This window comes from Bartonella sp. AP280QHHD (assembly GCF_042196125.1).
Classification (GTDB): domain Bacteria; phylum Pseudomonadota; class Alphaproteobacteria; order Rhizobiales; family Rhizobiaceae; genus Bartonella.
The window spans coordinates 1-15,532 of sequence record NZ_JBHIPQ010000038.1 but is presented as its reverse complement, the minus strand read 5'-3'; the positions used below and the strand labels follow the sequence as shown (position 1 = coordinate 15,532).

Annotated in this window: 15 protein-coding genes and 1 pseudogene; 8 read left to right on the top strand and 8 right to left on the bottom strand. The window is 38.5% G+C overall.

The genetic code is table 11. The features are described from left to right. Positions 1-73 precede the first annotated feature (73 nt). Positions 74-346 (top strand): BolA family protein, encoded by a 273-nt coding sequence (locus tag ACFIMK_RS05045; RefSeq protein WP_375612716.1) that lies wholly within the window; start codon positions 74-76, stop codon positions 344-346. Between the two features lie 18 nt (positions 347-364). Here the strand turns inward: ACFIMK_RS05045 and ACFIMK_RS05040 are convergent, their stop codons facing one another. Continuing rightward, positions 365-1,333 carry a tyrosine recombinase XerC gene (locus tag ACFIMK_RS05040; protein WP_375682859.1) on the bottom strand — a complete coding sequence of 323 codons (969 nt, stop codon included), beginning with the start codon at positions 1,331-1,333 and terminating at the stop codon, positions 365-367. A gap of 3 nt (positions 1,334-1,336) precedes the next feature. Beyond that, a complete protein-coding gene (locus ACFIMK_RS05035) occupies positions 1,337-2,158 on the bottom strand; it encodes a SapC family protein (protein ID WP_375612242.1) in 822 nt (273 codons plus the stop codon). Between the two features lie 132 nt (positions 2,159-2,290). On the opposite strand from ACFIMK_RS05035, the gene rimM reads away from it, so the two are divergent. The 7 genes from rimM (at position 2,291) to ACFIMK_RS05000 (ending at position 8,427) form a co-directional block, all read left to right on the top strand. Beyond that, positions 2,291-2,842 carry a ribosome maturation factor RimM gene (gene rimM / locus ACFIMK_RS05030; protein WP_375645284.1) on the top strand — a complete coding sequence of 184 codons (552 nt, stop codon included), beginning with the start codon at positions 2,291-2,293 and terminating at the stop codon, positions 2,840-2,842. 289 nt (positions 2,843-3,131) lie between these two features. After that, entirely contained in the window at positions 3,132-3,830 is a 699-nt protein-coding gene (trmD, locus tag ACFIMK_RS05025; protein WP_375612244.1) for a tRNA (guanosine(37)-N1)-methyltransferase TrmD, read from the top strand. Between the two features lie 209 nt (positions 3,831-4,039). After that, complete coding sequence (gene rplS, locus ACFIMK_RS05020; protein ID WP_375612245.1) at positions 4,040-4,480, top strand: 50S ribosomal protein L19; 441 nt, start codon at positions 4,040-4,042, stop codon at positions 4,478-4,480. Between the two features lie 495 nt (positions 4,481-4,975). After that, positions 4,976-5,377 carry a succinate dehydrogenase, cytochrome b556 subunit gene (sdhC, locus tag ACFIMK_RS05015; RefSeq protein ID WP_375606014.1) on the top strand — a complete coding sequence of 134 codons (402 nt, stop codon included), beginning with the start codon at positions 4,976-4,978 and terminating at the stop codon, positions 5,375-5,377. Between the two features lie 18 nt (positions 5,378-5,395). Beyond that, complete coding sequence (gene sdhD / locus ACFIMK_RS05010) at positions 5,396-5,782, top strand: succinate dehydrogenase, hydrophobic membrane anchor protein (protein WP_375612246.1); 387 nt, start codon at positions 5,396-5,398, stop codon at positions 5,780-5,782. 6 nt (positions 5,783-5,788) lie between these two features. After that, on the top strand, positions 5,789-7,633 hold the full coding sequence (gene sdhA, locus ACFIMK_RS05005; protein WP_375682788.1) for a succinate dehydrogenase flavoprotein subunit: 1,845 nt from the start codon (positions 5,789-5,791) through the stop codon (positions 7,631-7,633). A gap of 14 nt (positions 7,634-7,647) precedes the next feature. Next, positions 7,648-8,427, top strand: a complete 780-nt coding sequence (locus ACFIMK_RS05000) for a succinate dehydrogenase iron-sulfur subunit (protein WP_005774220.1) — start codon at positions 7,648-7,650, stop codon at positions 8,425-8,427. Positions 8,428-10,238: 1,811 nt separating this feature from the next. Here the strand turns inward: ACFIMK_RS05000 and ACFIMK_RS04995 are convergent. The 6 genes and pseudogenes from ACFIMK_RS04995 to ACFIMK_RS04970 all read right to left on the bottom strand — a co-directional run. Further along, positions 10,239-10,583: a hypothetical protein gene (locus tag ACFIMK_RS04995; protein ID WP_375682789.1), complete on the bottom strand. Its 345-nt coding sequence runs from the start codon at positions 10,581-10,583 to the stop codon at positions 10,239-10,241. Positions 10,584-11,743: 1,160 nt separating this feature from the next. Further along, the gene (gene virB11 / locus ACFIMK_RS04990; RefSeq protein ID WP_375612249.1) at positions 11,744-12,805 is read right to left on the bottom strand and encodes a P-type DNA transfer ATPase VirB11; all 1,062 of its coding nucleotides are present in this window, start codon (positions 12,803-12,805) and stop codon (positions 11,744-11,746) included. Continuing rightward, positions 12,780-13,937, bottom strand: coding sequence for a type IV secretion system protein VirB10 (virB10, locus tag ACFIMK_RS04985; RefSeq protein ID WP_375606219.1), 1,158 nt, complete (start codon positions 13,935-13,937; stop codon positions 12,780-12,782). The genes virB11 and virB10 overlap by 26 nt, the downstream gene beginning before the upstream one ends. Further along, positions 13,937-14,743 (bottom strand): P-type conjugative transfer protein VirB9, encoded by an 807-nt coding sequence (gene virB9, locus ACFIMK_RS04980; protein WP_375606008.1) that lies wholly within the window; start codon positions 14,741-14,743, stop codon positions 13,937-13,939. Before virB9 ends, virB10 begins: the two co-directional genes overlap by 1 nt. Positions 14,744-14,756: 13 nt before the next feature. Next, positions 14,757-15,458 (bottom strand): virB8 family protein, encoded by a 702-nt coding sequence (locus ACFIMK_RS04975; RefSeq protein ID WP_375606007.1) that lies wholly within the window; start codon positions 15,456-15,458, stop codon positions 14,757-14,759. Further along, positions 15,455-15,532, bottom strand: a pseudogene (locus ACFIMK_RS04970) (TrwH protein); the annotation flags it as partial. The gene ACFIMK_RS04975 and the pseudogene ACFIMK_RS04970, both read right to left, overlap by 4 nt.

Genomic DNA, 15,532 nt, shown 5'->3' with positions numbered 1-15,532 from the left:
AATTTGTTTTCACACTTATTCTATTATGAAAAAGGTGTATTTTTGCACGTTTATTTTGTTTGAGGAATGAAAAATGTTTATAGAAACAATAATTCAGAGAAAGCTTCAGGATGCTTTTCATCCGCAAAAGCTTGAAGTGATTAACGAAAGTCATCTTCATGAGGGGCATCCTCATAATGAACATGCTTTTGATGGTAAAGGAGAAACACATTTTCGAGTGAAAATTTTATCTTCTTCTTTTTCTAATATGACACGCGTAGAAATACATCGAGCGATTTATAAAGTTTTACAAGAAGAGTTAGCTACTTGTGTTCATGCTTTGGCACTTGAGGTTGAAACACTCTAATTTTTTGATGAGACGTTTTTAGGAACGGGGATGGGCCTTTTGATAGATTTTTAACAAATGGTCTGTATCGACGTGGGTATAGATTTGTGTGGTGGAAAGACTAGCGTGCCCAAGAAGTTCTTGAATCGTGCGCAAATCTCCCCCCCGTGATAAAAGATGGGTGGCAAAAGAATGGCGCAGTGTATGAGGCGTTGCAGTTTCTGGTAAACCAAGGCTTGCACGTAAATTACGGACAGCTTTTTGAATAATGGCAGGCTGTAGGGGACCACCCCGCGCACCACGAAATATGGGTTGGTTATCCAATAAAGGATATGGGCAGCATTGAAGATAATTTTGTACGGCTTCGTAAACAATTTTTATGAGGGGAACAAGGCGTGTTTTGCCGCCTTTTCCTGTTATAAATAAACTTGTTTTTTTAGGATCAGAAAATTGTTCTGGTGTGAGGCTTAAGGCTTCTGATATTCGCATTCCACAGCCATAAAGAAGCATGAGGACAGCAGCATTACGAGCGCTAATCCAAGGTTCATTTTCCAGTTGATTTTCTTGTTTGACTATGTGAAGTGCTGATTTTATCGCTAAAGGTTTTGGGAGCAATTTGGGGTGTTTGGGGCTTCGGATAAGTTGAGCCGCGGGAACATTGACGATTCCTTCACGTGATAAGTATTTGAAAAAAGAACGGATGCCTGCCACCCCTCGGCTTAAAGAGCGCGCACTTACATTGTTTGTACGCCGATAAGCAAGATAAGCACGCAAGTCACTGATGCGTAAATGAGAAAGATCTGTAAGGGTTGGTGTATGATTTAAGTGCTGACAGAGAAAAGACAAAAATTGCCGCGTATCACGTTCATAGGCTTGCACTGTTTGTGCTGACATACGACGTGTTTGGGTAAGACACTCTAACCAATTTTTCCTTGCTTTTAAAATTGCATGGTCTGCTGGAATAAGAGGAATATTTTCATCTTTTCTCTTGTCGTTTTTGATAGGCATTATCTAGTTGAGAGTTTCTTTCTTTTTAGATTTTTCATCGTTAGAATGACCATTCTTGTTTTGGGGTTGCTCTTCACGATTGATAAGTTGCTTTTCACCTTTGAGAGAGAGTATTTTCACAAGATTGTGTGTTGACATCAAATGCGCAAAAATTAATCCTAAAAAGCCATTTTTATGAAGTTTGGCAAGTTGGCTTGCTGATAATTTATTCAATTTTTCTTCATCAACAACCCAAAAATGTTCCAATTGCGCTGAGAGACCTTTATCGTTTTTCACATTGATGGATTTTTGGCTTAGAAGATCCATTTCTACAAGAGCATCAATAAACTCAGAGGTTTTCTCCATAGCGATTTTAAAACTTTCAAGAAAGCGAATACGTTCTTCCATAAAAGGAGAAATAGAGCCATCGGAATTAAAAAGTTCTGTTCCTGCAACTTCATTAAACATACCGGACTGTTGATCAAAGCAGACAGAAAGTTCTTTTTCATTGCTAATTTGTGCCAAAACAAAAGGATAGCGACGGACAAAAGCTGGAACATAAGTATTGTTTTTCCAACTTTTATCAGAAGCGATATAGTCATTTTCGTCATTAGAAAGACCGACAAGAGCTGCGGATGTGTAGTGCCGTTTTTTTTGTTCATCTTCGGCGCACATAAATAAAATAGGATAGTCTAGCGCTGCTTGAAAATATTCAGTACTTGCTAAAGGAACCCAATGAGTATCCTTGGCAAAAGACATATCAGTTGGAGGAGCAAATTTTAGATTTTTATGGGAAATTTTGTTGATTGGTGTGATATCTTTGTAAAATAGCATAATATTTGCCATAAGACTTTCTCCTTTATTAATTTGTTTTTTGTTACCAAGAAAGGTCTTTTAGAAGATTGTCTCATATGGCAACAAGATTGAATAGAAAACTATAAGATTGAAGGGTTCATTTTTGAGAGATAATATTTTTGCATGAAGTATAATAAAGAAAAGCTTAAAAATAAAGTCTATCTTGCCATTATTGGTATGCCTCATGGTATAAAAGGAGATGTTTTTGTTAAAATTCTAAGTGCTGAGCCACAGCGTTTCAAGTTTTACAGCACTCTTTATGATGATATGGGGCGTTCTTATGAAATTGTAACTCTTCGCATACAAAAAAATAAGGCGATTGTACGTTTTAAAGGGGTAGAAAATCGTAATGCGGCTGAGTCTTTAAAAGGGATTCGCCTTTATGTGACGCGTGATCAATTAATTGATGATTTGATGGAGGATGAGTTTTATCAAGTCGATTTAATAGGCTTGTGTGTCCAAGATTGTGGGGGGAAAATCTTAGGTGAAGTGTGTGGTTTTTTTAATTTCGGGGCTGGTGATTTGCTTGAAATACGTTTGAATACAGGTAAAAGAGTTCTTATTCCCTTTAGTAAGGCGGCAGTACCAGAAATTTGTATGGATTCTGGTTTTCTTGTTGTTGATCCCATGGCCGCTGGTTTAATTGATGGGGAGACAATGATAAAAAGGAAATAGCTTGAATCTAAAAATAAAGATGAAGGTAAAAAACAACAGATGAATTTCGTCAATAAAAAGTGGAATGTGTGAAAATATTAAAAATGCTCTTTTGAGCAGATATTGTAAGCACTTTATCTCGAAATAGTCCTGAATTTTTAGAGTCTTTTTTAGTGCAAGTATTTAGAAGGATCGTATTAAATATGGCGCAGATCAAGAAGACTCAGATTAACGCTATAGCGTTAAAAGTCTTGTTTGTGCTATTTTTGCTATTAAGAGTCTGTTTAAGAAAATAAGGATAAGAAATAAAATGAAATTTCAGGCGCGCGTTTTAACCCTTTATCCTGAAATGTTTCCTGGTTTTTTAGGGTATTCTTTAGCAGGGCAAGCTTTAGAGCGTGGAATTTGGTCACTGGAGACGGTACAGATTAGGGATTTTGCTTTAGACAAACACCATAGCGTTGATGATAAACCTGCTGGTGGGGGAGCTGGTATGGTAATGCGGGCGGATGTATTGGCGGCTGCTCTTGATTGCTGTCCACAGGATTCGCCAAGATTGTTGATGAGTCCACGTGGGCGTCCTTTTGACCAAGCTTACGCGCATAGCTTGGCTCGTGATACGGGTGTAACGTTAGTTTGTGGACGTTTTGAAGGGGTTGATGAGCGAGTCATAGAGGCACGAGAACTAGAAGAAGTCTCTATTGGTGATTATATTCTTTCAGGGGGTGAAACAGCCGCATTGGTTATCTTAGATGCTATTATACGTCTTCTGCCTGGAGTGATGGGGAATGCAGCTTCTGCAAGGTGTGAAAGTTTTGAAAATGACTTGCTGGAACATCCGCAATATACCCGCCCTTCTCTTTTCGAAGGGCGGGGTATTCCGCCTGTATTGCTCTCAGGTCATCACAAAGCGATCGCAGATTGGCGTCAAAGCCAAGCCGAATTGTTAACACGTCAACGTCGCCCTGATCTTTATGCGCGTTATAATAAAAATCATCAGAAAACTTGATTCATATGATAAGGTGGTGTATTGCATGGCTCTCTTTTTAGAGAGTTTTTTATAAAAGGTTTTCTGTAGTTCCAAAATTAAAATGAAGGAATGGTGTATTCGCTCCTGTGTAAGACATAGCCTAAAGAGCTCCTTATTCTTAATAAAGGCTTTTTTGGTAAGAGTTGAGCGCTCTGACTGTTCGATAAAGAACATGAAGGATAAAAGAAATGAATATTATCGCACAGCTTGAAGCTGAACAATGTGCAAAAATTGAAGAAAAGCGCCAATTTCCAGCATTTCAGCCAGGAGATACAGTCCGTGTTATGGTGCGTGTGACAGAAGGTACACGGACGCGTGTTCAGGCTTATGAAGGTGTCTGTATTGCGCGTTCAGGCGGTGGGTTGAATGAGACCTTTACAGTACGCAAGATTTCTTATGGTGAAGGGGTGGAGAGGGTATTTCCTGTTTATTCTCCTTTGATTGAAGGTGTTGAGCTGGTGCGCCGTGGTAAAGTGCGCCGTGCAAAACTCTATTATCTACGTGGCTTGAGAGGTAAAGCTGCACGTATCGCTGAAAAGAGAGATTATCGGAAAAAAGCTGAAAAGGTTGTTGAGAAAGTAGAAGCAGCATCTGTCAGCACAGATGTTGAAAAGCAAGTTTCTGAGTAAAGATTATATCGGCTAAACTTTATGCAAAAGCGGCTTTTATGCCGCTTATTTGTGTCTTTCTTGATTCGTTTTGCCTTTTAAAAGGCTTGGAGTGGACATAAAAATGTTCAATCTATCAATTTTTCCTCTTTTTATGCTTAATTATGGGTGCAGTTTAAGAGACTATTGCGTATATCGTGAATACTCAAAAGGATAAGTTTAATCTGAAAAAATGTCTGTTTATATTTGGAAAAGATTTTAGACCTTTGACGTGAAGATAAAAGTGTATTAGATTAAGGCGAGTTTTGCGGATCATATCCAGGGAGTAATCGGTTTTTTTATGCGTGACCTTTAATCCGTTATTTGAGACAACCGACCTGTAATATCGGTATCTTGAGATGCCAAACAAGTAAAAACGAGAGAGTATGTTTAGTCGTTTTGCGCGAACTTTCTCGTTCATTGCGGTTGCAAAAACCAGGTCAGGATATTTTATGATAAACCAGGTCAGGATATTTTATGATAGAGACAACTAGGATAAAAGAGCGCCCTCGTTCCCCTCATATAAGTATTTATCGTTGGACAATTACTATGGCCATGTCCATTGCACACCGCATTACGGGTATGGCACTTTATGTTGGAACGGTTTTTCTTGCTGTTTGGTTAATTGCTATTGCGTGTGGCGAGGAGACATTTAGAACAGTTTACGAAATTTATAGTTCTTGGTTTGGATTGTGTATTTTGTTTCTTTATACTTTGGCAGGGGTTCATCACATGGTTGGTGGTGTTCGCCACATTGTTTGGGATCTGAAGCCTTGCCTTTTGGCAAAAGAAAAGGCAACAGTCACTGCTTGGGCGACAGTGTTTATTTCTCTTATTGTTACTTTTGCGATTTGGATTATTGGATATACCGTTGTTTAGCTGGGGGTGAAAAGAGACATGAAAAAAGATTTTCGAACGGAACTTGGAAAAGTACGGGGGCGTGGCAGTGCTCATGAAGGAACAGAGCATTTTTGGCTAGAACGTTTGACGGGGTTTATCAATCTACCACTTTTGATATTTTTTATTGTTCTTATTCTTTCGCTTGTGGGAAAGGATTATAGTATTGTGCGTGCAAGACTTGCACATCCTATTGTTGCTATTTTGATGGGATTGATGACTTTTTCGGTCCTTTATCATATGAAACTTGGTATGCAGGTAGTGATTGAAGATTATATTCCACGTGAAGGTTTTCGGATATTCTTTTTGACGTTAAATATTTTATTTTGTTTTCTCATAGGTGGTATCATTATTTTTTCTCTTTTGAAAATTGCATTAGGGGGTTAAACAAGTATGGCGGGTACAGGATCATCTCTGGGTGCTAAAGCAGGTAACGCCCCTTATCGCACTGTAGATCATAAATTTGATGTTGTTGTTGTTGGGGCAGGTGGTGCAGGATTACGTGCGACACTGGGTATGGCAGAACAAGGATTAAAGACAGCTTGTATTACGAAGGTTTTTCCAACGCGCTCACATACGGTTGCAGCACAAGGGGGAATTGCTGCATCGCTTTCAAATATGGGACCTGACAATTGGCAGTGGCATTTATATGATACCGTGAAAGGTTCTGATTGGTTGGGCGATACCGATGCAATGGAATATTTGGTGCGTAATGCTCCTGCTGCTGTGTATGAATTAGAACATTATGGCGTTCCTTTTTCGCGAACGCAAGAAGGCAAAATTTATCAGCGTCCTTTTGGTGGACATACGACACAATTTGGTGAAGGTCCGCCTGTTCAGCGTACTTGCGCAGCAGCTGACCGTACAGGCCATGCCATTTTGCATACGCTTTATGGACAAAGCTTAAAGCATAATGCGCAATTTTTTATTGAATATTTTGCACTCGATCTCATCATGACGGATGGGGTTTGTACGGGGGTTGTGGCATGGAATCTCGATGATGGTACAATACATCGTTTTTCTGCCAAAATGGTTGTTCTTGCAACCGGTGGTTATGGACGCGCTTATTTTTCTGCGACATCGGCGCATACCTGTACGGGTGATGGTGGTGGAATGATCGCACGTGCTGGATTGCCACTTCAGGATATGGAGTTTGTGCAATTCCATCCGACAGGGATTTACGGTTCTGGCTGCTTAATTACAGAAGGAGCTCGTGGTGAAGGAGGCTATTTAATCAATTCTGAAGGTGAACGCTTTATGGAGCGTTATGCACCTTCCTTTAAGGATTTGGCTTCACGTGACTTGGTTTCGCGTTGTATCACACTTGAAATTCGTGAAGGGCGTGGCGTTGGACCTAAGAAGGATCATATTCATTTGATTCTCAATCATATTGATCCTGCAATCTTGCATGAGCGTTTACCAGGGATTTCAGAATCAGCACGGATATTTGCAGGGGTGGATGTAACAAAAGAGCCTATCCCCATCTTGCCAACGGTTCATTATAATATGGGTGGGATTCCTACCAATTACTACGGGGAAGTTCTCAATCCAACGGCTGATTCGCCTGATCGTATTCAACCAGGGCTGATGGCGGTAGGAGAAGCAGGATGTGCTTCTGTTCATGGAGCTAACCGCTTGGGGTCAAATTCATTAATTGATCTTGTGGTGTTTGGTCGTGCTGCTGCCATTCGCGCGGGTGAAGTTATTGATCGGAATGCAGAAATTCCACCCATCAATGAAGAAGCTGTTGACGAAATTATAGCGCGTTTTGATCGTTTACGTTTTGCACAAGGGGCAATACCAACAGCTGTATTGCGTGAAAAAATGCAACGCACGATGCAAGAAGACGCAGCAGTCTTCCGTACAGAAGATTCTTTGAAACAGGGATGTCAACGGATGAATAAAATCTGGGGGGAATTGTCGGATCTCAAAGTCACAGATCGTTCTCTGATATGGAATTCTGATTTGGTTGAAACATTAGAGCTTGAAAATCTTATGGCGAATGCAATCATGACTGTTTATTCTGCCGAAGCACGTTCAGAAAGCCGTGGCGCTCACGCTCGTGAAGATTATCCAGAGCGTGATGATAAAAACTGGCGTAAACATACGATTTCACATTTGTCAAAAGAGGGTAAGGTGACATTATCATATCGACCTGTCCATGTGGACCCGTTAACATCTGAAGCTGATGGTGGGATCGATTTAAAGCGCATTGCACCTAAAAAACGGGTTTATTAAGGGGAGAATGAAATATGGTACAAATTAAGCTTCCCAAAAATTCTCAAGTAAAACCGGGAAAGGTTTGGCCTAAACCTGAAGGTGCTACAAAGCTGACGGAATTTCACGTGTATCGTTGGTCGCCTGATGATGAGGAAAATCCTCATTTAGATACTTATTATGTGGATCGTTCTGCTTGTGGTCCTATGATTCTTGATGGGCTTTTGTTTATTAAAAACCATATTGATCCAACTTTGACACTTCGTCGATCATGCCGTGAAGGCATCTGTGGTTCATGTGCGATGAATATTGATGGAACCAATACATTAGCTTGTACCAAAGGGATGGATGATGTAAAACATCCCATTAAGGTCTATCCGTTGCCTTCCATGCCGGTTGTTAAAGATTTGGTTCCTGATTTAAAGCGTTTTTATGCACAACACCGAGTCATTGAGCCTTGGTTGCAAACAGTTTCTCCTGAACCTGCAAAAGAATGGTTACAAAGTCACTCCGATCGCCAAAAAATCGATGGCCTTTATGAATGTATTTTGTGTGCGTGTTGTCAGACTTCATGTCCAAGTTATTGGTGGAACGGTGATCGTTATTTGGGGCCCGCTGTTTTGCTTCAAGCTTATCGCTGGATTGCGGATTCACGTGATGAGATGTGTGGTGAACGTCTTGATAATTTAGAAGATCCTTTCCGCCTTTATCGTTGCCATACGATTATGAATTGTGCGCAAACTTGTCCAAAGGGATTAAATCCAGCGAAAGCGATTGCTGAAATTAAAAAACTCATGGTTGAACGCCGCCTTTGAAAATTTACTGATTGATCAAAATAAAGCGCAAGGTGGGAAATTGTATCTCCTTTTAGCAATTAAATCTCTAAAAGAAGATCGGCTGCTTATAGGGGCGCAGTAGCTATAATCATTCTAAAAGCGAAGTAATCTCTAAAAATTAAGCAATCCTTGTAGAAGCAATCCTTGCAATGGCTGAGCAGAAAACTCATAGTTGAATATTATCTTTGAAATTTGACCGATTAACGAACAGTAAAAAGAAAAATAGAAAATTGTGCATGTTTTTGTGCCTCTTTGAGGCTTAATCTCTAAAAATTTATTGGCTTCTATGAGGCGGTTAGTATAGTTATTATTGCCTTTAAAAAGGCATTAGTCTTTCGAGTAAACTATACTTTAAATAGCGTTCTATGTAAAAACAATAAAATCAATATGCCATGTGTTTTTATTTTTATTAAATTCGCATCATAATTTATACTTTGATGCAGATTTAAGTAATCATTTTTTATAAAAAATGATTACTCTGTATAAATATAGCACAAAAACAAATGCTGATACAAATATTAAACGCATGTAAATTATCTAAATGAAATACAAAGGAGTGATCATTATGACAATTCGTCATTTTACGACACATTTATTGTAATATCGAAAACATTGCTAATATTCAAGGATTAGGAATTTTTGATAATATCATTATATATATAAAGGTCATATTTTTTATTTTAAAGATTGGATTGTTAATCGCATTAAAAAACAAAATTTATAGTTCTCAAAGAATGGAGAACGTAAAATCCCTCTCTATTGTAGAGATAGATCATACAGTTAAGGGGGAAGTAATTTAAAATTATTGTAACGTCATAGATTTAAATTCATTAAAGAGCAGATAAGACGTTTGAAAAATAGCAAATTTATAGGTTTCTCTAAAAATTTAGAAAATGATAGTAAGAATTCTAAGAACACGTGTTGCGAATGTGGAATAAGCGGTGTTTGTAGGTTCGTTTGAGTTGAATAAATTCAATCATCAAAGAAAATATGTTGTATTTTGACGAGTTTCGGAGGTTTTGATTTTATATGTTTTTATCTATAAAAAATAGAGATTTCTAGGTTTAGATCTTATTTATTATGTTAGGGTATTTCATTGTTCTTGTATGTATGCTTAAGAAAGTTGTTTAAGCAGTAAAAGTGTTTTTTATTTTTCAGCATAAAAGATATTTCTTAACATGAAAAAGAGGTGTCCAAGTATTAACGGTATAATCAGTCATTGTTTTGGTATTTATTCTGTTGTGCTGTAAAACACTATCTTATTTAGGATGTGGTAATTAGAGTGGTTAGAAGGTGAAATCTGCTAGGTGAGGGGGCGGATTGTTTGCAGATCAGTGGCGTGTTAAGAGGCTTCGTCCTTTGAGGTGTGATAGGTGGAGTCTGTTAGCCAATTACGTAAATGAGAGAGAAATCTACGTGGACAGGTTTTTAACCTAACCTCTCTTATATATTGTGATAGGAAATTCACATTAATAAGGACTACGGCCGGTTACAGAAAACAGAAATCATTGCGAAAAAACAAGCGTGCTTGTTTTAAAATTTTTAATATTTGTGATCATAAGGGCCTGCGAAATTTCCTGTAGTATCACGCAGACCGTTCGTATTCTCGAGCCAAGAATTGTCCATATATCCTCTTCAATCTGATCTTCACGAATTGATGCAAGAGATGGGTACGAACACCTGTAAGAATAAGCAGATGCAAAGCCAGTTGTATCATTATTGTTGCTTTGCAGAGTGTTTGATAAAAATCTGGAACATTTCTCCAATTCATTGCCGGTTTATTAATGACTTTATGGCGTTGTTTTTTTAAAAGAGCTTTTGCTGTTGCAGCTTTTACTTATCAGATGGGAGTTAAGAGTATTATGTATCTCTGTTGGCGCAATCTTTGAAAGTTGCTTACAGCCGCCTAATTTGAGGAGAATATGAAGCTGTAAAGGTGCAAACCAGTTTCCATTTTTAGCATCATTTTTTAATTCTGCTTTACGGCTTTCAAAAGCATCTAGAGTAATGTCTTTTAAATAATAGAGATTACACATTGCTTCACGCTTTTGTTTCTCTCGTTCTTTAATAAGATCAAAACCCTTATGTAAAACAGAACGCCCCGAACCAAATACACTTTGCTTGTCAATTTGCACGCTTGTTTTTAAGAAACCTTTCTTTAAGGTGCCTAAGCTTATTTCACTACAGAGTTCGTGGATGGTATAATGGTAAAGCCCCGATGAATAATATAAAATTTATAGAGCATCTCCATTTTTACACTTCATAAAAGAACAAGTTGGGCGCCATTAGACACTTTGCAAACTCCCAATGTTGTGACAATTTTTGGCATTTTGGATGGTTTATAAAAGGCATTTTTAGTGCTTTTTTGTACAGTTTCATTCTATACGGCTTTATTTACTTATAATGTGCAAGAGACATGGTTTTGGTTAATAAACAGCTTTGAAATGAGAGAATCCTACGGTACTAAGATCTTTTATCCAACACGCAAAATAATGAACACTCTTTATAAGACAATGTGATGCATCTTAAGAAGAGTGATTGTAGATCTGTTCTTTTAGGAATTTTTGCTTTTTGTGGTGCAGAGAAGAGAGCAGGAATATTCAGAGTAGAGCTTACCTTATGTAGTCTATGGATATCATCTTTAGGAGAGGGACATAAGCCACGTGATATGGTTAGCAAAGCTTGCTTAAGAGAAATTTGGTTGTTTACGAACAACTGGAGGTTAAGAATCTTTCTTCGTCCGAAGAAGACGTCGTATATACTACTATACTTTTTATTACCAAATAGAACGTGGTTTATGGATGCTAAATCGAAATGATAATTTATTTCGTATGAGGTTTTCCGTATTTGGAGATTGTTTGGTTAAAAAACATATTTATTAATCACTTGAAAATAGCGCTTAGAATTTTTAAACGATAAGTTTTGGTCTTGATGACGATAATTATTTGTGATGATCGAAAGTACCTATTTTACGAAGCTTTCATTGATAGGCGAATCAAAATTTATTCTTTTCTTTTGTTTAAATATTTATTTTGCAGCTATTTTTTCTTTTTTGCATCAAAGATACTTTTTCAAAAGGTAAATGGAAAGAATGATCAAAGGCAAGAGAATAAAGAGAACCTTATGTATAATTTGGTTTTCTCGTAGAGTTGTTGTCTATTAACTTTTTTCCTCATGAAGAGTGTAGAAAATCCATCGGAGAAGCAAAGAGAATAGGAAAAGTTAAATAAATAGCCGTAACAATTAGTTACGGCTATTTTTGTTTGCTTCATATTACCGAGAGAGGAAGCTCCCCTTAAGCGATTTTTGATTTAGCAAAAATCGGGTCGTAAAAGACTTCAGAGAGTTTTCTATCTTTAAAGAACAACACTACGTCAACTGTTGTATAGAGAACGATTTTTATCATTTCTAACTCGAGTTGCCGGCCAATTTCTGATCTTTTAATCAAGGTGGCACATCGCTCAAATGTCTGCAAAGCGCTGTTAGCATGCGTTGTTGTAATCGATCCGGGATGACCAGTGTTGAGCGAATTGAGATATTCCCATGCTTCATTGCCTCGCAATTCAGCGAGAAAAATTCTGTCAGGCGACTGACGCATACACGCATCTAGGCATTCTTCAGCTGAAACACGGCCTACATTGTTACCATAAATCATATGTACATGATTGGGATGATTGGGTAGAAAAAGCTCATGAACATCTTCAATTGTGATAATACGCTCCTCTACAGGGACCTTTTCAATTAAAGAGCGAGCAAATGTTGTTTTACCAGATCCTGTTTTGCCTGCAATAATAATGTTGCGTTTGTGAAGGACGCATTCTTCCAAAAATTCAAGAATTTTTCCCTCACGTTTACTTTGTAAGAGTTGAACTTCAAATGGTTCCAACCGTGTGAAGTCCTGCCTCGATAACAAGTTATTGGCTTCTTTTGCTGAAGGCTTATTAAAACTTACATCAGAAAAATCGTCAAATGCCCCTTCTTCTTTGAGTTCTTCTAACGTTTTAACTATGAGAGAATGTTTACGAATTACAAAGGAAAGAGCACCATCAACAACAGCTGGTGTTTGTATAATTGTACCACGTTGTCCACCAGGCAAGAGCACATAATTAATACTTCTGGGAGCCATACCGTTATAAACGATAATAGCTGTAATAAGCGTTTGCAAAAAAGTGGTTGTTAACTCTGGTACGCTATGTAGTTGCCAACCCTTAAAGCTTTTCGTCCATACTTCACAGGGGCGGCAAATCGATAATTCAGTGATCGTGGGATCTTCTAAAAAACAATCAAGCGGTTGCAGAAGCTGAAAAACTGCTTGATCTTTTTGTATCGGGTTAACGTGTGACGAGACTGTAGACATCGCTGAAATCCAGATCACGAGCAACAAAAATATTTACTCGTTCGCCTTGGTTTTTGTAAAGTGTTGGTGTGATATTGATGGAATTTTGAAGAACATCGATTGCTATAGATTCAGCATTCTGAGCTCCTTTATTTTGTGAGTTATCTTTATTTTCTTTGCTGCTTTTACCAACTTTTCCTCTTACCCATTCTCCTAAATCACCGATAATGCTTACCATAATTGCACTACCAAATCGTTCCCAAAAATGTCTGTCAACCCAGCCACCAATACCCGCTTCACCCAGAGGACCTGTGCCTGGTGAGTCAAGATTGACAACAACACCAGAAGGCGTTTCAATGCGTAACCATTGCACAAACACGCGCGTTTGTCCTTGTTGTATGCCACTTTGGTAAAAACCAACAACTTTAGAACCACGGTCAAGCAAAACAACACGTCCACTCGTGGAATAAATATCGCGTGTTAAATGACACGTCGTCATTCCGGGTTGTGATGTAATGATTTTTGTTTCTAACGTACAATCTATTTGCGTTCCTTGTGTAATCAAAAAGTCACGGTTACGAAGTTGCATCGCATGTGATTGACCTAAACGCACGGGCTGAAGGTTATCAAATAATACGCCATTACCTCTATCATTATTCGATGCTTTATTATTTGTATCTGTAGATCCTTCGCTACCACCGTTGTTAAGGCTAGAACTGAGCATACGTTTGCGTGCTAATTCTTCAGAATCTTGGAGCATATGTGGAGGAATGGCTGTTTGAAGAAGTTTACTCAATGCCGGTGGAATATCCAAGTTTGAATCTTCTGTTTGTGTTGATTTTTCTGCTTCTTCTACAATCTTTGGCTCTTCTATAATCCGAGGGACATAGTTTGGTATAATTTGCTGTACTATTTGTTGTGGTTTTTCTTCCTCAACCTCCACGGTATTACGCATTTTAAAAGCTTTCCAAGTCAAGGCAATCGGTATCGCTACTATGACAATAAGTCCTACCATTAACAATGCACGGGTACCTGGAATTGTTGGACGACGTTCAGAACCTAGTTCGGACCCTCCATAGGTACCTTCAATATGTTTTTGTTCGACGTTGTCCAGTTTTGTACCTTTTCCCTCTCCTTCCTTATTGTCAAACATCATTTTCCTCCTTTATTGATACGATAAACCACCGAAGATACTGTCCCTGTTGTGTTTGGTACGCCATTGGGGTCATAGGCTTCATTAAAAACAGCTAGAGCGCGTTTACCAAGCCGTATAAGCCATTTAGGATTGACCTTATGAACGGCGATAATATCATTAGAACTGCCGATAACGGTGCGTGGTATTAAGCTTTCATTACCTTCAGCATCTACGACATAAATCGATGGCATATCCATGTTAGCGGGAAATTTAAAGTAAGTAATACGCCCATTGTCCCAAGCATTTATCGGAGCAATATCTTGGTGACCACTCATGGTATAACTGAGATTATAGCCGTTGACGCTTTGGTGAAAACCACGTTCAATCGCAAGGCGTCGATTGTTTTCTTCTGACTTTTCATCGTTTGAATCGGGATAATGGAAAGCCAATTCATATGTTGATCCCGCACGGTCATTCCGAAATTGTAGTCGGAATTTATAACTCCGTTTGTCGGTTACAACGATGAGATTGGTATTGGCAAGTTCTGCTTTTGGTTTAATAAAAATATGCCGCCCTTTATGAGCAAAGGCATAGGCTTCAGAATCGCCAAAGGCATGAGTTATGTACTGTTCACCTTCTTCAAGAATAATATGTGTTGCCACACCAAGAACTGTTTCAATTTGAACCACATCGGCTTCGTTATATGTTATATAGCGAATGCGATGATCATATTGTGAATTTGATGGACTTTTGAGCGCCTGCACAGGTACCGTATAAAGAGAAGAAAACGAAGACAATAGAACAACGAACGCAAGTTTTTTCATAACAATCAATTCCTTAATCATTCAACAGTATTTCTGGGTCAGAACGGTAACTTGTTACTTGAAAACCAAGGGGGTTAAGCAATCGATCAGATGATTTCATGGGTGCACCAACATAGGTGTAACCAATTGTTGCAATTTGGTGCTGTTTTGGTCCAGTAGCAGCACCGTTGCTGTCAAGTTGCTGAGTCGTAAAACGTACAGTTGCTTGACCGAGTCCATTAGGCTGGATTGATCGTACTTTAACTGTAATACGTGCTTTGTTGGAAAGCACTTTGTCCCGTGCATTTTCTCCATCATAGATTTTATAATATTCTTGTTGAACAGATGCCGCACTTAAAAGTGCTGTTGTGTCATAGTTCAGTTGAATAGTATCGTAGTCGTAAGTTTCGCGGTTAAGTACATATTGGTTTAGCCAATATCTATCTACAACTTCACCATAGCTTTCTTCGTGTTCACGCATGATTGAGATAACATCAACTGCACCCGTCGTATTATCAACGCGCAATACTAAGGGAGTTGGAGCTGGTTGAGAAAATCCAACAACTCCACATATCATACCGAATAAGCCAAAAAGACCCACAGTACTCGCAACACGCCATGCCGTTCTGCGCGACCTTATAAATTCATTGATAAGATCACGTTCTAAGCCACGGCTTTCTTCATAATAACTTCTAAGTTGTTCGGCTTTCACTGGTTTTGCTTGTTTTGTTTTCATCTGTCTCCTCGCTTGATTTCGGCAGGGATTGTTTTATTAATAGGCACGCGGTTCCTATCATTAGGCTGTTTTAG